This is a genomic window from Enterococcus sp. DIV0970a (assembly GCF_051711265.1).
In the GTDB taxonomy this organism is placed as follows: Bacteria; Bacillota; Bacilli; order Lactobacillales; family Enterococcaceae; genus Enterococcus_D; species Enterococcus_D casseliflavus.
The window spans coordinates 2,037,236-2,056,725 of sequence record NZ_JBIOMF010000001.1; the positions used below are offsets into that span (position 1 = coordinate 2,037,236).

Consider the following 19,490-nt stretch of genomic DNA (forward strand, 5'->3'; position numbering starts at 1 on the left):
AAGCTATGCTTGAATCAAGCAAAAAGGAAGAAGGTTTTCTATGGTCACGATCAAAGATATCGCCAAAGTCGCTGGTGTTTCACATACAACTGTTTCTCGTGCGCTAAACGATAGCCCATTAATTAAGCCAGAAACAAAAAAGAAGATCGCAGCCCTCGCTGAATCTTTACACTATGTGCCCAATGTCAATGCCAAAAGTCTGGTGAATCAAAAATCCTATATCATTGGTCTTTATTTTTCTCATCTATCCATTGGTACTTCCGATAGCTTTTTAGTCGAAGTGATCAAAGGAATCAGTGATACCCTACCATCCGAATATACTTTGGCGGTTCATGAATTATTGCAATCCGATACATTTGATGAAGAGCCGAATCGCCTAGATGGAGCGATCGTGATGAGTCAAAGCGATCGTGATGACGGCTTTATCGCTGCTCTTTCAAAGAAAAACATTCCCATTGTCGTTTTGAATCGTCAATTACAGGATGCAACCTTGATGAATGTCACTAGTAATGATGCCCAAGGGGTCTATCAAATGATCACCTATGTACTTGAACAAGGCTTTCGAAAGATCGCCATGATCGAAGGGATCGCTTCCTTTGGTTCCGCTAGAGAGCGTCGCAAAGGATTTATGAAAGCGATTCAAGAAAAGCAGCTTGTCTGCCCGAAAGAATACTTCGTAGCTGGCGACTACTCGTTGGAAAGCGGTCAGCTGGGTGCCCAGCAACTACTCGCTTTACCTGAACCACCTGAAGTGATTTTTTGCGCCAATGATGATATGGCGATCGGTGCGATCAATGCCTGTCATCAAGAAGGACGAAAGATCCCAGAGGAGATCGGTATCATCGGTTTTGATGATAGTTCTTTTTCTCCCTATACGTATCCCCCATTAACAACGATCCGCAAACCAGTCTATGAAATGAGTCAATTGGCAGCAACCCTGCTGTTGCAAGCATTTGCCAATCAAGTAGTTGAGAAACAACATTTCTTTGATACCTCGTTAATCATTCGTCAATCGTTGTAAGCCTCTTGTTTTCAAGAGCGCTTACGCAAAAATGTTAACGTGTGCATATATAATTTTAAGGAGGATTCTATGAAAAAAGTTACCGAACAACCCCATCAAACCTATCCAGCCCGAGTGATTCAATTCGGGGAAGGCAATTTTATGCGGGGCTTTTTTAACTGGCAGCTGCAGCAAATGAACAAGCAAGGTCTTTTTAACGGCAGTGCCGTTGTGGTACAGCCGATTGATCACGGCTTGAAAGAGCTGTTGGCACAACAAAAAAATCTCTACACCGTTATCTTAGAAGGACTTGTCGATGGCGCTTTATCTCAAACATTTGAAGTCGTCTCCACCATTGATCAAGTGCTGAATCCTTATCAGCAATGGGAAGACTATCTTGCTTTAGCCGAAGACGAGCAACTTGAGATCATCGTTTCTAATACGACGGAAGCAGGTTTTGCGTTTCACCCAGAGGATACCTTACACGATACCCCTCCCCAAAGTTTTCCCGCAAAACTGACCGCTCTTTTGTATCGTCGTTTTCAACTACGAAAAAAGGGATTTTTGATCATTCCTTGTGAATTGATCGATCGGAATGGGGAAAAACTAAAAGAGATCGTCTTACAATATGCCGCATTATGGTCTTTGGAATCAGACTTCGTCAACTGGTTAGAAAAAGAAAACACCTTCTGCTGCAGCTTAGTCGATCGGATCGTTCCAGGATATCCTCGCGACAAAGTGGCACAATACCAAGAGGTTCTTGGCTATGAGGATGCCGTAATGGTCACTGCGGAACCCTTTATGCTATGGGTGATCGAAGGAAACGGCGTAGCCGAAAAGCTCCCTTTGCAAGAAGCTGGGTTGAATGTGATCGTGACAGAAGATATGACTCCTTACCGTGAACAAAAAGTACATTTATTAAATGGTCCTCATACGGCGATGGTTCCACTCGGTCTTTTAGCGGGTTTAAAAACCGTTGAAGAAGTAATGAACGACCGTGAATTTGCAGCCTTTTTGGATGGTCTTTTTCAGGAAGAGTTGATTCCAATGCTTGATTTGCCTAAAGCACAGCTTGCAGCTTATGCGGACCAAATCAAAGAACGCTTCAGAAATCCTTATGTGAAGCATCAGCTGCAATCGATCGCTTTAAACAGCGTCTCAAAATTCCGTGCGCGTCTTCAACCAGTCTTAAGTCGTTATGTCCAACAAAACCAGCAGGTACCAAAACGAATCACTGCCGCACTGGCAGGATTGCTGACTTTCTATCTCACACGACCCTTTCAAGATGATGAGCTAGTGACAACCATATTTCAGCAAGTGAAACAATTACCAGCAGAAGAACAGATCGCAGCTCTATTAAAAAATGAGCAACTTTGGCATGCAGACCTGAGCTTTATGACAGAGACAATCAATGAAATGTGCGCATGTCTAAAACAAGACGGACCCCGCCAGTTACTTGCGTCGATTGACACCCCTGAGCCAAGTTTGAAATAAAGGAGAATCTTTATGTCCAGCACATTAACAGAAACACCCGCGCAACTATTGAAATTGCACCCTAAAGACAATGTCGCAGTCGCATTAAAACCACTAGCTGCTAAAACGACCCTTGCATTTGAAGGCCAAACGATCACCCTTTTTGAGGATATTCCACAAGGACACAAAATCGCCCTCAAAGACCTAGCTCAATCACAAGACGTGATCAAATATGGCTACCCCATTGGACATCTCTTAACTGATGTTAAAACTGGCCAATGGTTGCATACCCACAATGTCAAAACCAACCTTTCTGGTACCTTAGCATACACCTATGCCCCCGATTTGCATCCCGTCCGTTATCCAAAAAGGGCTGCGACGTTCCAAGGGTACCGTCGGGCAAACGGCAAAGTTGGAATTCGTAATGATTTACTGATCGTGCCAACAGTTGGTTGTATCAATGGCATCGCAGAGATCATTGTTGAAAACTTCAAGAAGAATCATCCAGATCATGGCACTTTTGATCATATTACGATCCTTAAACATCCCTACGGCTGCTCCCAGTTAGGCCAAGATCATCAAAACACCCGTCAAATTTTAATTGATGCGGTGCATCATCCAAATGCCGGTGGCGTCTTGGTCTTTGGCTTAGGTTGTGAGAACAACACCGTTCCCGAGTTTAAGAAAAACCTTGGTGACTACGATCCAAAGCGCGTCAAATTTATGGTGGCACAGGAAAGCGACGATGAGATTGCGGTCGGCGAAAGCTTATTAGAAGAATTACAGGAAGCAGCAAAAGAGGATCAACGAGAAGCCGTTCCCTTGAGTGAGCTAAAGATCGGGTTAAAATGTGGGGGTTCCGACGGGTTTTCTGGGATCACCGCCAACCCTTTGTTGGGGGCATTTTCTGACTTTTTAGTTTCTCAAGGTGGCAGTACAGTCTTGACGGAAGTACCCGAAATGTTTGGCGCTGAACAAGTCTTGATGGCGCGTGCACAAGATGAAGCCACCTTTGAAAAAATTCTCCATCTAATCAACGACTTTAAAGATTATTTCCTTGCATACGGTGAACCAGTCTATGAAAATCCTTCTCCTGGCAATAAGGCAGGCGGTATCACTACGCTAGAAGATAAGTCATTAGGCTGTACCCAAAAATCTGGGACTTCCGCTGTCGTCGATGTCTTAAAATATGGGGAAAAACTCCGTAAGCCAGGCTTGAGCCTGCTGGAAGGTCCAGGAAACGACCTTGTTGCCGCTTCTGCACTGGCTTCTGCCGATTGCCAACTCGTCTTATTTACCACTGGTCGCGGCACGCCATTTGGTGCCTATGTGCCGACCATGAAAGTTGCCACGAATCAAGAGATTTATCATAAGAAACCCCACTGGATGGATTTCAACGCTGGTCGCTTGTTGGAAGAGCCGATGGAGGTCGTGCTGGAAGATTTTATTCAAGCGATCATCGATACTGCCAGTGGAAAACCGACGCGTAATGAAGCCAACAACGTTCGTGAGATCGCCATCTTTAAAAATGGCGTGACACTATAATCAAAGAAAAGAGGTCCGACATGTTTTTAAATGAAAACTATTTATTGCCAAATGAAATTGCTCAAACACTATACCATGACTATGCCAAAGAGCTGCCGATTATTGATTACCACTGCCACCTAGACCCGAAAGAAATCTATGAGGATCGGCCCTTTAAAACTATCACCGAGGCATGGCTAAGTGGTGATCATTACAAATGGCGATTGATGCGCGCTTGTGGCGTACCCGAAGAAGCGATTACGGGCAATGCCAGTGATTATGAAAAATTTTTGGCATGGTGTCAAACAGTGCCAAAATTGGTGGGAAATCCCCTTTACAGTTGGACCCATTTAGAATTAAAGCGATTTTTTGAGATCGATCTTCCCGTTACTGAAGAAAACGCCGAAACTTTGTGGAGGCTATGCAACGAAAAATTGCAGCAAAAAGACTTTACCCGAAGAGCTTTGATTGCTCGCAGTAACGTCGAGATCGTTTGCACCACAGATGATCCAGTCGATGATCTTCACTATCATCACCAATTAAGCCAAACAGAACAACGTTTTCGGGTCTTGCCGACCTTTCGACCTGACAAAGCGTTACAAATCGACCATCCGAATTTTCTTACCTATGTTACCAAACTCGAAAAGAGTGTCGAAAACGCGATCACTACCTACGATGCTTTCTTGACAGCCTTGCAGGACCGTGTAACCTACTTTCACCAGCATCACTGCCGCTTGTCTGACCATGCACTGGATACTTTAGTGTATGCTGCAGACGAACAGTTATCCCTTGAAGCAATTTTTGCCAAAGCATTAGCTGGAGAATCTTTGGAGGAAAACGAAGTCTCGTTCTTCAAAACCAATGTTCTAGTTGAACTGATGAAGCTGTATCACGAACATGGTTGGACGATGCAACTGCATGTCCATGCGTACCGTAACTGCAATCAACGAATGTTTGAGCGCTTGGGACCAGATACGGGCTACGATGGCATCAATGATCAACCACTGACTCAAAGCTTGCAGAAATTATTGAACGCTGCTGATGCGCAGGACCATTTGCCTCAAACGATTCTCTACTCCTTAAATCCCAATGACTATGATGCACTCGTCGCTTTGATGGGGTGCTTCCAGCAAGAAGGCAATAATAAATTGCAGTTAGGATCTGGCTGGTGGTATAACGACACCCGCGCAGGCATGCGTCACCAATTGACGAAATTCGCAGACGGCAGTGTGATCTTTAACTTTGTCGGCATGCTGACGGATTCAAGAAGCTTTTTGTCTTACACCCGTCATGAATATTTCCGACGCGTCTTTTGTGAATGGCTTGCTGAGATCGTTGTACGTGGTGAAGCACCTGCTGATCTTCGTCAGCTAAAACCATTAGTAGAAAATGTCTGTTATCAAAACGCCAACAACTACTTCAAATTTTAGGAGAAAGACAATGGAAAAAATCGTCATCGTCGGTGATTCCACCGCATCGATCAAAGAGCCTAGCGCTCGTCCAGAAACGGGCTGGGGTGAAAAGATCTCACGCTATCTCCCCCAGCATCAAATCGTCAACTTGGCAAAAAATGGGCGTTCCTCCAAAAGCTTCATTGAAGAAGGACGCTTGTTGCAGGCAAAAAAAGAACTACATGCTGGTGATTATCTCTTGATTCAATTTGGACACAACGATCAAAAAACAGATAGTCGCGGCACGACACCTGTAGAATATCAGCATAATTTAGCAACCTTCGTGCAAACGGCACGCCAGCAGCAAGCGACACCGATCCTATTGACCTCGATCACTCGTTTGCATTACGTGGACCCTCAGCAACTTGATCCTTTGGCAGTCGGTCCTTACCCAGAAGCAATGCGTGCTTTGGCTACCTCCTTGGATGTGGTCTGTCTGGATCTTTTTGCCGCAACACAACGGTTCTTTTCAGCACTGGAACCACAACAGGCGAAAACCTATTTTCTTCATTTAGAAAAAAACCAGCACCCCAATTATCCAGCCGGCATTACGGATAACACGCATTTGAATGACCAAGGTGCTACAGCCGTCGCCAAATTAGTTGCCAAATGTTTGTCAAATGCTCCATTACCGCTTGCACAACAAGTTTTGTTAGATTGAAACTCATTGTTCGTGTTGAATCTTCCCCTAACATAAATACGCTACCTGATTTAAAAAAGAGCTACTCAAGCAAAACGCTGCGAAGAACATTTTCCTTCACAGCGTTTTGCTTTTGATTCTTTTTAAAAGATTTGTTTGCTGTTCCTTTGCTTCAACCCATTTATCGCCAAGCTACCTTTTAAAGCCCTGCATTTCTTTGGTGTTGTACCATAAAAATGGGAACGATTGCAATCGTCCCCATCCCTAATACTGATTGTTTTATTCAGGTTGTTTCCCGATATACGCCAAGATACCGCCGTCTACATATAAGACATGGCCATTGACAAAGTTTGATGCCTCAGAAGCTAAGAAAACCGTTGGTCCTGCTAAATCTTCTGGCTCACCCCAACGGGCAGCAGGTGTTTTCGCTACGATAAATTGATCAAATGGGTGACGAGAACCGTCTGGTTGGATCTCTCGTAATGGTGCAGTTTGCGGTGTTGCAATATAACCAGGTCCGATCCCATTACATTGGATGTTTGCTGAACCAAATTCGGCACAAATGTTTTTCGTCAACATTTTCAAGCCGCCTTTAGCCGCTGCGTAACCAGCCACCGTTTCTCTTCCCAATTCACTCATCATTGAGCAAATGTTGATGATTTTTCCATGTCCTTTTTTGATCATTGACGGTAAGACTGCTTTTGAAACGATAAATGGAGCGTTCAAGTCCACGTCAACGACTTGGCGGAAGTCTTCAGCAGACATCTCCAACATCGGGATTCGTTTGATGATCCCAGCATTATTGACTAAGATATCGATCACGCCAACTTCTTCTTCGATCTGCTTGACCATTTCGTTGACTGCTTTTTCATCCGTTACATCACAGACATAGCCGTGGGCTTCGATCCCTGCTTCACGATAGTTTGCTAATCCTTTATCCACTGATTCTTGATCCAAGTTGTTAAAAACGATCGTTGCTCCTGCTGCTGCTAGTGACCGAGCGATCGTAAAACCGATCCCATAGACAGCTCCAGTCACTAATGCGATCTTACCATCTAAACGAAATTGATCCATTGAAAAATCCATAATTGATAAACCCTCTTTCTTTTTATTTTAAGTCGTCCATTGCCACCATATCCATGTCGGTATAGGTGATATTTTCGCCACACATTGCCCAGATAAAGGAGTAGTTACTGGTTCCAACACCCGAATGGATCGACCAGCTTGGAGAAATAACTGCTTGTTCTTCACTAACGACTAAATGCTTCGTTTCATCTGGTTTGCCCATCATATGGAACACTTTTGTGTCTTCGTTGGCAAAATCAAAATACACATATGCTTCCATCCGACGTTCATGGGTATGACTTGGCATCGTATTCCAAGCACTGCCTGGTTCTAAGATCGTGTACCCCATTTGTAATTGACAGCTTTCACAAACATTTGGGTGAATGTATTGATAAATTTTCCGTTCATTTAATGTCAAGCCCTCGCCTGTCTCCATTGGTGTGACTTGATCGATACTGATTTTTACATTTGGGTATTTCTTATGTGCTGGCACGCAAGATAGATAGAATTTCGCTGGATTTGCTGGATCATCTGAGTGGAACAAGACTTGTTTGGTTTCCTTGCCGATATAATAACCGTCTTGTTTTTTCATTGGTTCTTTTTGGCCATCGATCGTGATCGCACCAGGTCCTCCAATATTGATGACACCTAATTCGCGACGTTCTAAGAAGTATTCCACCCCTAATTCGCTGCTTAATTGCACTTCTAACGCTTCTTCCGTCGGTGTCACTCCGCCAAAGATCATCCGATCATTGTGGGTATAGGTCAGCATGATTTGTCCTGGTGTGAAAATTTTCTCTACCAAAAATTCTCTGCGTAATTCCTCGGTACTATAGTGACGAATATCAAGTGGACTATGGGTATAGCGTGTTTCCATGTGTTGCATGTTTAATTCCTCCTATCGGATAATTTTTCCTGAACCTGTTGCAATAAATTCTTGTATCTCATTGGCGCTAAACTGATTACAGTCGCCATGGATCGTATGTTTCAAGGCAGATGCGGCAGTGGCAAAATCAATGATTTCTTGGTCTTGTTTCTTCGTGACAAGACCATGTAGGATACCAGCTGAAAAGGCATCGCCGCCTCCGACGCGATCAACGATTGGATTGATCTCATGGGTAGCAGAAACGACATAATTGCCGTTATGCCATAGGCTTCCTGTCAATTGATTGTGACTTGCTGAGAGCACCTGACGACTAGTTGAATAAAAGAGCTGGATATTTGGATATTTCCGATGCATTTCTTGATAATAGTAGTCATCTTCGACTTCCTCTGTTGGAGCTGATACATCCATAAAGACTTGGGCATCTAACTGTCCTGCCGAGCAATAATCGACATAAGGGAGCACTTCTTGCAAAAAGACGCGTGCTTCAGCGGTCGTCCACAGCTTCCCACGATAATTGATATCGAAACTGATTTTACAACCAGCTGCTTTCGCTTCTTTGATCAACGTCAGTAAAAGTGTCTGCCAAGTCGTTGAAAGAGCTGGCGTGATCCCTGAAAGGTGAACAATGTCAACCCCATCAAAAAGGTCAGATTGCCACTCATTTTCCTTCATTTGAGCAAAGCTAGAGCCTGCGCGATCATAAACCACTCGCGCTGCTCGTTCCCCGATACCGGTTTCAATATAGTAAGAACCTAGTCGGGAACCGCCACGAAGCAAGTGGCGACAATCGACGCCATAGCTTCGTAAATGATGAAAAACGGCATCTCCTAAAGCATTTCCCGGTACTTTACTAGCAAAAGAAACGTGATGACCAAAATTTGCCAAGGAGATCGCAACATTGGCTTCCCCGCCACCATAATGGGCAGCAAACATCGAACTATGGGCGATTCGGTCGCCTAACGTTGTCGATAGACGCAACATGATTTCTCCTAGTGTCAGAATGTTTGCCATCTTACTTTCCTCGAATCTCTTTTAATTTTGCCGCATATTGTTTCGCTACTTCTGTTACTTTGTCAAAATCCCCACTTGCTGCTGGCGCTAACAAATTCCCCCCTACACCAACGGCTACGACACCCGCCGCAAACCATTCTTGCATGTTGTCTAAGCTGACACCACCGGTCGGCATAATGTTTAATTGTGGCAATGGTGCTTTGAAGGCCGAGATGATACTTGGTCCATACGCACTACCCGGGAATAGTTTAATGATATCTGCGCCTGCTTTTAAGGCGTCCTTCATTTCTGAAATGGTCATGCAACCAGGCAGATACGGGATTTGATATAAATTACATAATTCAGCCGTTTCTTGATCAAAGGTTGGGCTTACCACATATTCTGCGCCTGCCATGATCGCTAAGCGAGCGGTCACTGCATCAAGAACGGTCCCCGCACCAACGACTACCTCTGGATTATCTTTGAAGGTCGCTACTAATTCAGCGATTACATCTGCCGCTTGAGGCACTGTAAAAGTCAACTCAATGCCAGTGATCCCCCCTGCAACGATCGCTTTACTTGCTTGTAACGCTTCTTCTTTTGAAGCGCCACGCACAACAGCGATCACGCCGCTTTCCTTTAGTTTCATTAAATTCGCTACTTTTTTCATTGAGACCCTCCATTTATTTCCTATTTGGAAAATGGTATTTATTATAAAGAAACTTACACATTTATTATACCGTTCTCGTTTTTATTTGCAAGGGCTTTCCACTAAAAAGTTTATAATGCTTGTTCAATTTGTTGTTTTGTCGCAATTATCGCATCGATCAATGTCGTTTTGTATTCTGTGGTCAAGCGATATTTCGGTAGGCTGATAGAAAACGCCCCAACGATCTCCTGATCTTTTATCAGTGAGGCACCGATGCAATAGATTTCTTGTTCCATTTCTTCATCATCAAACGCTACTTGGTTTTCTTTTGCCTGTTCCAATTCTTTCTTCAACTTCAACTGGTTCGTAATGGTGTTTTCCGTATAAGCGGTTAAAGGCGTTGCTGCCAAATATTCTTCCACTTGAGGGGCATCAAACTCCGCTAAAACGGCTTTCCCCATGGCAGAGCTATACAATGGTCTTGTGATCCCTACTTTTGAAGACATGCGGATCGTTTGATTGTGGGGCTCCAATTTATTGACATAAAGAATCTCATTGGCAGTCAAGACACCTAAGTGGATTGTTTCATCCGCCGTTTTCTGCAATGCTTCCAAGTAAGGAAAGCTGATTTCCACTAAATCAAGCTCTTGAATGTTTTGATTGGCATACTTGATCAGCTTAGACCCTAAGCGATAATTCTTCTCTTTGTCCCGTTTGACATAGCCGATCATTTGCAGCGTTTCTAATATTTTCAAAGCTGTGGATGGGGTCAGTTTCGTTGCTTCAGAAATTTCTTGCAATGGTTTACTTGGCGCTTCTGCTAGATAATCTAAAATGGTTGCTGCTTTTAGTAGTACGGTTCCATATGGTTTTTGCGTCATCATTTCTCCACCTTTATTTTCTATATAAGAAATTATAATATCTTTTTAGGAAATGCACAATCTTTTTTCCTCTATATCAGCATGACGCGATTCCCATTTTACTTTCTGTCGTTATTCATTGTATGATGAAGACAAGACAAAGGAGTGCCGAACAATGGACTTAAATGTATTGATCAAAGGAAAAAAATTGACTGACAATGAGCTGCAAATTCTTGATTATTTGCTTGCAAATACCGCTGCGATCGATGGACTGCCCTTAAGAGAAATCGCTAAAGCGATCTACACTTCCCCTGCAACCATCGTGCGACTTGCGCAGAAATTAGGTTTTTCTGGCTATCTAGAGCTACTTTACTTCTTAAAGAATCGCTTGAAAAATCAGACGATCACTGAAGCCGCCATCGATTACCAAATTGACGCTGCCAGTATTGCAGATACGATCGACGCGATCAAAGAAATCTATGGACGAAACAAGGACAAGTTTATTACGATTTATGCAACAGGTTTTTCTGGGATTGTGGCAGAATACCTCCACAAAAAAATGCTTGTCAACGGCATCAAAACCTTATTAGTCAGTGCTTCTGACTCAGGTGGGATCATTAGTAACAACATCGAGAACATCAGTATGTTGATCACCATTTCTAAATCTGGCGAAACACAAAAAGTGCTGGAAAAGATGGCATTAGCCAATGAACATCACATACCAACTGTTTTGTTTTGCGGGAACGGTGATCATCGCGCCAATCAACTAGCGACCTTTTCCTTTGAAGTGACCGATGAACGTCCCTACGACACTCAAAACATCCAGTACACTAGCTTCTTTGGTAAACTGCTCTTATTGATGGAATATATCGTCGACGCTTTTACCCGAGTTGAAAAAGAAAACCAGCAACCCTAGTGGATTGCTGGTTTTTGCTTATGCTTGAAAATAGGTCTTTGCCAATTCTTGATAAAGCGCTTGGTTCTGCGGATCAGGAACAAATTTTTCATCTGGCTGATCTTGCCGCACAACAGAGCTTTTGTATAAATCATACAAGCCGAATATCGGTTCGTTTTCATCGGAAAGATAACAGGTCAGCCCCAACACATCCGCGGTCATTTGACCTAAAAGTTTTGTTTGAAAGAAACCACCACTTACAGTGACTGCCCCTTCCAACTGCGCCATTTGCTTTAATAAATCGATGTTCATTAGCATGCCTTCGATGACTGCCCGCAACATGTCTGAGCGATTGTGTTTCAGGGTCAAGCCAGAAAAGCCGCCTGTGATCTCATTTGTCCAAAAGGGTGCCCGCTCCCCGTTTAAATAGGGGAAAAAACGTAAGCCGTTACTGCCGATCGGCGATTCCTCCATGACTTGAGGCAGATAATGATAAAACGCATCAGGATCTTCTGATAAGGTCTCTTTTGCCCAAGCAAGGACACAGCCACCATTGTTTGAAGGTGCCCCTACGACATAGAGGTCATCTTGCAGATAGTAGCAAAAATTTTGTTTTTGGCGATCAAAGACGGTGGTCTCACTTACTTTACGAACCGCCGCACTGGTTCCGATCGTCAAGCTATTGCGGATCCCTGTAGAAATATAGCCAGCATATGCTGCTAAACACCCATCGCTAGCCCCACACATCACTTCTACCTCAGGCTTCAAGCCACACCGCTGCGCCATCTCCTCGGTAATCAAAAAACGATCAGTCGGTGCACATAAAGGCGCTAACTGGGCTTTTGAAAGGGATAAATAATTAAGAATCTTTTGACTCCATTGCTTTTCTTTCAAAGAAAAAAGACCGGTCGCTGATGCGGTACTGTAATCGATCCGTGCTTGTCCGGTAAACAACGCCATTGCTAGTTCTTTTAAGCCAAACCATTTCGTCTCTTTGGAATATGAACCATTCGTTTGAAAATAAGCCAGTTTCGCAAAGGGAGACATCGCATGGATCGGTGTCCCTGTCTCTTCATAAAACGTTGCCGCCAGATCCGTTTGACGAAAGGCCGTCATCGTTTGACTCGCTTGATTGTCTGACCAAATGTAAATCTCTTCTGCTGTTTCACCAGCCACTGGCATCAAGCTGTGCATGGCGGTACTGAACCCGATCACTGTGATTGCCGCTTTTAATTGAGCGGGAATCGTTGTGACACCACTGATCAATTGGCTACTGATCTGGGTCGCTGATTGGGTCTGTTTTAACCCGTGGCTATGGGTTTTGATTGGTAATGACTGTGAGTAAATGATTTTCCGATCTTCAATGACCCCAAATTTTATGGCTGTCGTGCCGATATCAATCCCTAAAAACATCGCATTGCTCCCTCTCATCTGATTCAATTAGCTTTATTCTACCATAGTTAGTGGCATATTCTAGTATACCTGTCTGATCGTTTTGTTGATAACACGTTTAGTGATGATTTTCTTCAGAGAATTATCCTTCCACAACAAAAATAAAAAAAGAGAAAGATTCTTGGAGAATCTTCCTCTTTCAGTTATCCAATCAGCGAATGTTTCGCAAATGTGAAACAAATCAAGACAATCCTGGCCAGTAATCACCATTTTCCGAGACCAAATCATCGAGTAACTCTTTGGCTACTTTTGCGCTAGGAATCGTTTTGGAAAGGCTTAACGCTTGCCACATTTTTTGATAGCTCTTTTCCACATATGCTTCGACCACTAATTTTTCCACAGTCACCTGTTGGAACATGAGCGCTTGTTGGAAGGCAGGAATTTTTCCTTGAGCGAGGGCTTCTGGTCCATCAGAACCGACGATACATGGCACTTCCACCATGGCATCATCCGGGAAATTCGCAATCGCGCCGTTGTTTTCCACAATCATGACCATTCGCTCATGCGTATTAAAAGCGATGGCGCGTGCCAAATCAACGATAAAGGTTGCATGGGCATCAATCTCAAAAGCGATCCCTTCAGCAGATCCTTGGGCAGTGATCTTTTTGGCATGATCGAACACTCGTTTTTCCCGCCCTTCCATCACTTCATTGGAACGCGTATACTCTGGATGTTCTTTCATGTGTTCGTAGACGTAATCTGGGTATAAATAATACTTCAAGTACGTATTTGGCAGATATTCTGGTGTGAGCGCCAAGAGGTCTTTGGCTTTTTTGTGGGTGTCTTGCCAACTTGGGTCAGTATGTTGGGTATCCACTTCGATCTGCGTCAAATAGCCGTGTTCTGCAACGTAGTCACGAATGGTTTGAATGTACTCCGTGCCTTCTTTGTCTTTGACGCTGGTCCACCAGCCAAAATGATTCAAGCCAAAGTAGCGAACTTCTAGTTCTTCTGGCTGCTTGCCAATGATTTGCGACATGCGACGCAACGTGCCTACGGGCATGTCACAGATATTCAGAACCTTTGATTTCGGACGCAAGACCCGACATGCTTCAGCTACGATTGCAGCCGGATTGGAATAATTCAGCATCCAACAATCGGGGGAATACTGTTCCATGTAATCAATGATCTCCAGCATACCAGTGATGCTACGCATCCCATAAGCGATCCCTCCTGGTCCACAGGTTTCTTGACCAAAGACGCCATGACGCAAGGGGACTTTTTCATCTTTTTCCCGCATGTCATACTTTCCTACTCGGATATGCGCCATACAGAAATCGACATCGCTGAAGGCTTCTTCAGGATCCGTCGTAAACGAAAATTCGATTTGCGGTGCTTGTTCTTTTAATAAAATCGCTAGGGCTTCACCGAGGATCGCTTGGCGTGCTTCATCATTGTCGTATAGTTTCAGCTTTCTTAAAGGAAAGCGTTCTTGATTGTCAAGCAGCATCATAACGATTCCCGGGGTAAAAGTACTGCCGCCCCCTGCGATCACTACTGAAAAATTTTTCATCATTCAATCTCTCCTTCTCTTCCAAGATAATTTTCTAACTCTTCCCGCACTTTCGGCACGGTCAACCCGTAAACGACATGGACATTTTCACCATTTTTGATCACGCCTTTGGCTTGTGTTTCGTCTTTTAGCAGCGCTTCATCCACGAGTTCAGGATCCTTTAGTTTTAAACGTAAGCGGGTATAGCAGTTGTCGATGGTTTTGATATTGTCATCGCCACCTAGCGCCTTGGTGATGATTGCTGAGATACTTGTTTCACTAGTTGGACTAGGGGCGGCTTGGTCACTCGCCATGACCCCGACACCTGCTCCAGCAAGTTGTTTTTCTTTGTACTCTTTCTTCGAATACAGTTTGGTCTCTGTCCCATCTTCTTCACGACCGACCGTTTTCAAATTCAGTTTCGTGATCAAAAAGCGGAACAAGAAGTAATAAAGAAAGAAGAAGACGACTCCGACGATCAAGTACACTGGCCAGCGAGTTTTCTCAATCCCTAAGGGCAAGTTGTACAAAAGAAAGTCGATGAAGCCATTCGGTCCGATGGCGCGAGAACCAAAGAGATTTAACGCCACCATGCTCAAGCCGCTAAGGGCAGAATGAATGACGAACAAAACAGGTGCCACGAACATAAAAGAAAATTCGATTGGTTCAGTCACACCTGCGATAAAGGAAGTCACAACTGCTGGAATCAAAATGGCTTTGACTTTGACTTTATTTTCTGGTTTTGCCGTTTGATACATCGCCAAACAGGCACCGATCAGTCCAAACATTTTTGAGATCCCACGAGCGTCCCAAATGACACTTTGCGATAATACGCGGACTGCTGGGTCAGCAATTTCCGCAAAATAAATATTCCGTGCCCCTTCAAAGACTTGGCCACCGACTTCTGCGACTCCGCCTAATGAAGTATACAAAAACGGCGTGTAGATCAAGTGATGCAAGCCAGTTGGAATCAATAAGCGTTCTAGCGTACCATACAAGAAGATACCAAAGTTGCCCGTTTGTTGAATGATGCCGCCTAAACCGTCGATGCCAGTTTGTATTACTGGCCATACAAACGTGGAAACGATGGCTAATAACACGACGACCGGAATCAAGACAATAAAGACGAAGCGCGCGCCGCCATAAACTTGAAAGGCGTTGTTAAAGGTCGTATCGATAAAACGATTATGGACCAATGCCACGACGATCCCTAAAATGATACCCAGAAAGACCCCCATATCCAACACTTGGATTCCTAAAACGATCGCTTGTCCTGAACCTTGAAGGGCATCGGCTGGAACCAACATCCCTCGAAGCTCCATGAATTTGTTCATGGCATTTAAGAAGACGAAATAACCTAACAACGCGGTAAATCCCGCTTCAGCCTTTTTCTTATTGGCTAACCCTAGAGCGATCCCGACACAAAAAATAATGCCTAAATTGGTTAAAATCGGTAATAAGGAAGCGGATAAGATACTACCAAAACCGGTGGTTATCGGATTATCCAAAAAAGGAAACTGCTCAAGCAAGCGGACATTTGTAAACACATTCCCAACGGCAATCAATATCCCTGCGATCGGCAAAATCAAAACGGGCACAAACATTGCCTTGGAGAATTTCTGCATCGCATCCATCACTTTTTCTTTCATTGAGGAAACTCCTTTGTAGTTGATTTGTAGGTTCATTATAGGAAACATTTGTTACTAATAGAATAGCAAACGTTTTCAATTCAATGCGTTTCAAAGATTGGAATGTGTTTCATCCATGACAAAGTACATTAAAAAATACATTATCACTGTTGATCAAGCTCTCCCTGAAAAAAATGACGCGAATTATCTTTTGGCTAAGAGTCGATGTAAGACAAGGAAGAATATAATCTTTTAGTTATCCAAGAAAAACCAGGAGCTAATAGTACCACTAGTCCTTTGAGCAAAAAAAGAAGCTGCAATTTGCTGCAGCTTCTTTTTGTTTATTGTTAAGGAACAAATGATAGTTCCCAAAGAATGGTTGCTGAATATCTCGTGGCTTGAGGAGTCGCACTAATTGGCACCTCAAGTTTGACACTTTGATCCATTGTGTCTCGATCGCCAAAGCGCTGGACCCAAGTGCCTCTGCCTTGGTTGGCACCTGCTTGTGCGATTATCTCCGCATTTCCAACAGTCAGTGCTGCTTGCTGTTTGTGAGTAGGTGGCTCAGACACGTTTTCTCGAGTCGTTACTACATCGATATTGTCTAATAAAATTCTAGCACCAGTCAGTTGATGCCCTTCATCACTTTCAAAAGGCTCTCGTAAGGTTGCACGGAGGGTCCAACCGGAATTTTCCCGCCTCCGATCTGAAACCTGCACATAATTAGGGCGTAGATTATCATTTGGATCAGCCGGCTGAAGGAGTTTTTGCGGCAGGGCATCGTAGGTCGTCGTTTCTGACCGAATGCCAACTGTCCCAAACTGGAATTGGGAAACAAAATCCAAGCTGACAAACCCTTGTTCTTCATCAATCTCAGGCGGATTCTCAGGATTTACTTGCGTATCCGGATCAAGAGGGTCTACTGGTTGCGGAGTACTTTCCAAACCATAAACTAGCCAGTATTCTTGTTCAGCTCGGGTGACTCTTGTTTCCAGCGGCTGACCGTCCCGCTCGTAAAGATATTGATAATAAGGAATTGGCAAAGGCAAGATATCAACCGATTCATTTACGAATTCTCCTTGATAGGTTGGTTCCCTCAGTGTTATCCCTTCTTCATCTATATGATTGATCTTGATGTTCGATGGCACGCGATCAAATAAAAAAGTAACATCCTGATGGAAAGGCTGCGGCATAATATCAAATGTACCTGGATCAAAGTGTTCTGTGACATACTCAACCCCGTAATAGTCATACCCTAACTGATAGGGTTCATCGCTCTCTCGGTTCTTGGGGTCCAGTGTATGAAGAGTGCGTAACGGCAGATCCAGTGTTTCAGCAGGAAGAATATGCTCCCCTGTCTCTCGATCCAGATAGTTTACATGGACGGTTCCAGTACCAATGTGATATTCCATCCAATCAAAAGTAAAGGTATGGCGATCACTCCTTGCACCTGTACTTCCAGTAATAAGAAAAGCCATCGCAGAAACATCCTCAGGTTGCCAATCACTAATATCTCTACGCCATGTCCGATTGTCATAATCGACTTGAAACCATCTCCCATTTTCATCCGGCTGATATTGAATAAGTACATCCAAATCATGTCCCAAGCGATTTCCAGCTCTTTGCGGTAATGCATCATTGCCGGTATAGGTCGCCATCGTTCGCGGACCTGTATGATAGATGAATCCAGCGAATGGCGCACCGCCAACAGACATTGGATCTCTAATCACCTCAAATCGATTCGTGAATTCTTCAAAAACACTAGGTGTAGTGTTATAATTATTGTCCAATTTAAACCCAAAGCCATCGATCAAACCGCCAATACCAAACGCATTTCCTGGATACCCGACTTCATTTGTAGCCGAATTGTGAAAGCCAAAAGCAATGCCATCGGCTCCGTCTAATCTCGTTCCGATATTTGCTTTGCCTTTTAGCGTAAATGGACGATCCAAACTGAGCCTTTCTTTTAAAGTAACATTACCAACGTGATTTGATAGATTGGGCGTTAACAGCACTTCTCCTGTTTGCTCGTTATAAGTAGCTTTGATAGGTTCTCCTTGCAAATCAAAATGATCTAAGAAATCTGCTCGCTCAATTCGGATTTTAGCTGTAGGATCACTTCTATCATCTACTTCTGTCTCTCTCACTACTTCATCCGCAGCCTCATCTGCTTGATCTGCTTCCGCAGAGTCATTCTCTTCTTCAGTCGAATCAGTGTCTTCGGCATCCGTATGATCTAAGATCAGCAGGCGCTGTGTAGCAGTCTCGGCAACGATGATCTCACATTCTCCGATCGTATCCACAAGAATGGGTAAGACAAAAGTCGTCTGTGGGGTCTCGCTGTTCAGCTGCCACACACCTTCGTAGTCTGTTTCTACCACCGTTAGCTCATCGTTCAAAGCTTCCTGATCAATGCTTACTTCCTGAGGCAACGTGATGTTCACCGTTTCGAGGGCAACTTCTGAATAGAAAATAAAATCTAATACGTGCTCGACCTCGCCTTGGATCAGTTCCTCCGCAAAGGAGATTTCTCCACTCACTTCATCGTCTGCTTTCTCCTCGTGTTCTTCCTCTGGTGTCCACAAAAAAATCGTCTCGGCATTCATGATTGTTAATGTTGTAATCAGTGGGAGTAAGGCAAGTAGAACCAGCAACCACTTATTTTTTTTGCGAAAAAATGAGTTCATCGCATTCACTCCTAAATGTCATTTCTCTTATTTTTCCCATGGGATCTAGTCCCACTTAAGGGATGTTGATTTCCCTTTGTTGATAAGTTGTTTTACTACGTAAACGTTAAGTGCGGTGATCAGCAAGAGACTTCCTAGAATCACCCAATCCAATCGTTGAATGAAGTTTGTCTGGGGTAGCTGCCCGCCGGGCTTACCCGTGTCTTGCGGTGGACGCGGAACAGGACCTGTTGGCGGAGATGGTTCTGGTTGATCCACAGGCTCATAAATCCCGGTAAACATCACTGTCCCTTCCGTTTCCGTTGAACGTCTCTCATCGCCAAAACTCGTTCTTGTAAACCCGAAAGCGAACAATAAGACCAAACATACTTTCAAAGCCCTTCCTCTAATTGACGCACCGTTAATATCCATTCTCCCTCCTCCTTGTGAGTTGTTCATTTCGAAAACCATCGTTTTTGAGACGTGTTATTTTTTTAGGTAGATCTCTTTACAAAAGTCTAAATAGTACTGTTTAAATGGGATTCATTCTTTTTTGATCATTGTCGTATTTGATATCTCAAAAACGATGGTTTTCAAACATGTCATACTAATTATATCGATGTTCTACTTAGATTAAAATTCACGATATTCCTCGATCGATGAATATCCTGCATGAAGTTTAAAAAACATACGTTTCATTCATATGTTATTGTTGCAACTATTTTAGAAACTTGCCATCTCTCTTTATTCAACAAAAAGCTCAATGATTTTAGATTACGTTATTCCCGTAATCCTCGATACCTTGAATCAACGCTTCAT

The 19,490-nt window shown here is 43.7% G+C and carries 16 protein-coding genes; 6 read left to right on the forward strand and 10 right to left on the reverse strand.

Annotated elements, in window-relative coordinates; translation table 11 throughout:
• The first annotated feature begins 40 nt into the window (after positions 1-40).
• From IGK14_RS09770 to IGK14_RS09790, 5 genes are all read left to right on the forward strand, one after another.
• Complete coding sequence (locus IGK14_RS09770; RefSeq protein WP_010749551.1) at positions 41-1,021, forward strand: LacI family DNA-binding transcriptional regulator; 981 nt, start codon at positions 41-43, stop codon at positions 1,019-1,021.
• Positions 1,022-1,090: 69 nt separating this feature from the next.
• Positions 1,091-2,494, forward strand: a complete 1,404-nt coding sequence (locus IGK14_RS09775; protein ID WP_438712139.1) for a tagaturonate reductase — start codon at positions 1,091-1,093, stop codon at positions 2,492-2,494.
• 12 nt (positions 2,495-2,506) lie between these two features.
• Entirely contained in the window at positions 2,507-4,018 is a 1,512-nt protein-coding gene (locus tag IGK14_RS09780) for a UxaA family hydrolase (protein WP_010749549.1), read from the forward strand.
• A 20-nt stretch (positions 4,019-4,038) separates the two neighbouring features.
• On the forward strand, positions 4,039-5,427 hold the full coding sequence (gene uxaC, locus IGK14_RS09785) for a glucuronate isomerase (RefSeq protein ID WP_010749548.1): 1,389 nt from the start codon (positions 4,039-4,041) through the stop codon (positions 5,425-5,427).
• 10 nt (positions 5,428-5,437) lie between these two features.
• Positions 5,438-6,109 carry a rhamnogalacturonan acetylesterase gene (locus IGK14_RS09790; RefSeq protein WP_010749547.1) on the forward strand — a complete coding sequence of 224 codons (672 nt, stop codon included), beginning with the start codon at positions 5,438-5,440 and terminating at the stop codon, positions 6,107-6,109.
• Between the two features lie 258 nt (positions 6,110-6,367).
• Here the strand turns inward: IGK14_RS09790 and IGK14_RS09795 are convergent, their stop codons facing one another.
• The 5 genes from IGK14_RS09795 to IGK14_RS09815 form a co-directional block, all read right to left on the reverse strand.
• Positions 6,368-7,174, reverse strand: a complete 807-nt coding sequence (locus IGK14_RS09795) for a gluconate 5-dehydrogenase (protein ID WP_005229917.1) — start codon at positions 7,172-7,174, stop codon at positions 6,368-6,370.
• Positions 7,175-7,196: 22 nt separating this feature from the next.
• The gene (gene kduI, locus IGK14_RS09800; RefSeq protein WP_005229915.1) at positions 7,197-8,039 is read right to left on the reverse strand and encodes a 5-dehydro-4-deoxy-D-glucuronate isomerase; all 843 of its coding nucleotides are present in this window, start codon (positions 8,037-8,039) and stop codon (positions 7,197-7,199) included.
• A 12-nt stretch (positions 8,040-8,051) separates the two neighbouring features.
• Complete coding sequence (locus IGK14_RS09805; protein WP_231435004.1) at positions 8,052-9,050, reverse strand: sugar kinase; 999 nt, start codon at positions 9,048-9,050, stop codon at positions 8,052-8,054.
• A 1-nt stretch (position 9,051) separates the two neighbouring features.
• Positions 9,052-9,699: a bifunctional 4-hydroxy-2-oxoglutarate aldolase/2-dehydro-3-deoxy-phosphogluconate aldolase gene (locus IGK14_RS09810; RefSeq protein ID WP_010749545.1), complete on the reverse strand. Its 648-nt coding sequence runs from the start codon at positions 9,697-9,699 to the stop codon at positions 9,052-9,054.
• Between the two features lie 110 nt (positions 9,700-9,809).
• Complete coding sequence (locus IGK14_RS09815) at positions 9,810-10,562, reverse strand: IclR family transcriptional regulator (RefSeq protein ID WP_034695931.1); 753 nt, start codon at positions 10,560-10,562, stop codon at positions 9,810-9,812.
• Positions 10,563-10,713: 151 nt separating this feature from the next.
• On the opposite strand from IGK14_RS09815, the gene IGK14_RS09820 reads away from it, so the two are divergent.
• Positions 10,714-11,454 (forward strand): MurR/RpiR family transcriptional regulator, encoded by a 741-nt coding sequence (locus tag IGK14_RS09820; protein WP_010749543.1) that lies wholly within the window; start codon positions 10,714-10,716, stop codon positions 11,452-11,454.
• Positions 11,455-11,472: 18 nt separating this feature from the next.
• Here the strand turns inward: IGK14_RS09820 and IGK14_RS09825 are convergent, their stop codons facing one another.
• From IGK14_RS09825 to IGK14_RS09845, 5 genes are all read right to left on the reverse strand, one after another.
• Positions 11,473-12,846 carry a gluconokinase gene (locus IGK14_RS09825; protein ID WP_010749542.1) on the reverse strand — a complete coding sequence of 458 codons (1,374 nt, stop codon included), beginning with the start codon at positions 12,844-12,846 and terminating at the stop codon, positions 11,473-11,475.
• Between the two features lie 220 nt (positions 12,847-13,066).
• Entirely contained in the window at positions 13,067-14,398 is a 1,332-nt protein-coding gene (locus IGK14_RS09830; protein ID WP_010749541.1) for a 6-phospho-alpha-glucosidase, read from the reverse strand.
• Complete coding sequence (locus IGK14_RS09835) at positions 14,398-16,026, reverse strand: PTS transporter subunit EIIC (protein WP_010749540.1); 1,629 nt, start codon at positions 16,024-16,026, stop codon at positions 14,398-14,400. Before IGK14_RS09835 ends, IGK14_RS09830 begins: the two co-directional genes overlap by 1 nt.
• 326 nt (positions 16,027-16,352) lie before the next feature.
• Positions 16,353-18,692 carry a lectin-like domain-containing protein gene (locus IGK14_RS09840; protein WP_010749539.1) on the reverse strand — a complete coding sequence of 780 codons (2,340 nt, stop codon included), beginning with the start codon at positions 18,690-18,692 and terminating at the stop codon, positions 16,353-16,355.
• Between the two features lie 45 nt (positions 18,693-18,737).
• On the reverse strand, positions 18,738-19,103 hold the full coding sequence (locus IGK14_RS09845; protein ID WP_010749538.1) for a hypothetical protein: 366 nt from the start codon (positions 19,101-19,103) through the stop codon (positions 18,738-18,740).
• Between the last annotated feature and the right edge of the window lie 387 nt (positions 19,104-19,490).

Bases quoted from the DNA above. Each gene is read 5' to 3' on its own strand.
- IGK14_RS09770 (WP_010749551.1), top strand. From the start codon at position 41: ATGGTCACGATCAAAGATATCGCCAAAGTCGCTGGTGTTTCACATACA.
- IGK14_RS09775 (WP_438712139.1), top strand. From the start codon at position 1,091: ATGAAAAAAGTTACCGAACAACCCCATCAAACCTATCCAGCCCGAGTG.
- IGK14_RS09780 (WP_010749549.1), top strand. From the start codon at position 2,507: ATGTCCAGCACATTAACAGAAACACCCGCGCAACTATTGAAATTGCAC.
- uxaC (WP_010749548.1), top strand. From the start codon at position 4,039: ATGTTTTTAAATGAAAACTATTTATTGCCAAATGAAATTGCTCAAACA.
- IGK14_RS09790 (WP_010749547.1), top strand. From the start codon at position 5,438: ATGGAAAAAATCGTCATCGTCGGTGATTCCACCGCATCGATCAAAGAG.
- IGK14_RS09795 (WP_005229917.1), bottom strand. From the start codon at position 7,174: ATGGATTTTTCAATGGATCAATTTCGTTTAGATGGTAAGATCGCATTA.
- kduI (WP_005229915.1), bottom strand. From the start codon at position 8,039: ATGCAACACATGGAAACACGCTATACCCATAGTCCACTTGATATTCGT.
- IGK14_RS09805 (WP_231435004.1), bottom strand. From the start codon at position 9,050: ATGGCAAACATTCTGACACTAGGAGAAATCATGTTGCGTCTATCGACA.
- IGK14_RS09810 (WP_010749545.1), bottom strand. From the start codon at position 9,699: ATGAAAAAAGTAGCGAATTTAATGAAACTAAAGGAAAGCGGCGTGATC.
- IGK14_RS09815 (WP_034695931.1), bottom strand. From the start codon at position 10,562: ATGATGACGCAAAAACCATATGGAACCGTACTACTAAAAGCAGCAACC.
- IGK14_RS09820 (WP_010749543.1), top strand. From the start codon at position 10,714: ATGGACTTAAATGTATTGATCAAAGGAAAAAAATTGACTGACAATGAG.
- IGK14_RS09825 (WP_010749542.1), bottom strand. From the start codon at position 12,846: ATGTTTTTAGGGATTGATATCGGCACGACAGCCATAAAATTTGGGGTC.
- IGK14_RS09830 (WP_010749541.1), bottom strand. From the start codon at position 14,398: ATGAAAAATTTTTCAGTAGTGATCGCAGGGGGCGGCAGTACTTTTACC.
- IGK14_RS09835 (WP_010749540.1), bottom strand. From the start codon at position 16,026: ATGAAAGAAAAAGTGATGGATGCGATGCAGAAATTCTCCAAGGCAATG.
- IGK14_RS09840 (WP_010749539.1), bottom strand. From the start codon at position 18,692: ATGAACTCATTTTTTCGCAAAAAAAATAAGTGGTTGCTGGTTCTACTT.
- IGK14_RS09845 (WP_010749538.1), bottom strand. From the start codon at position 19,103: ATGGATATTAACGGTGCGTCAATTAGAGGAAGGGCTTTGAAAGTATGT.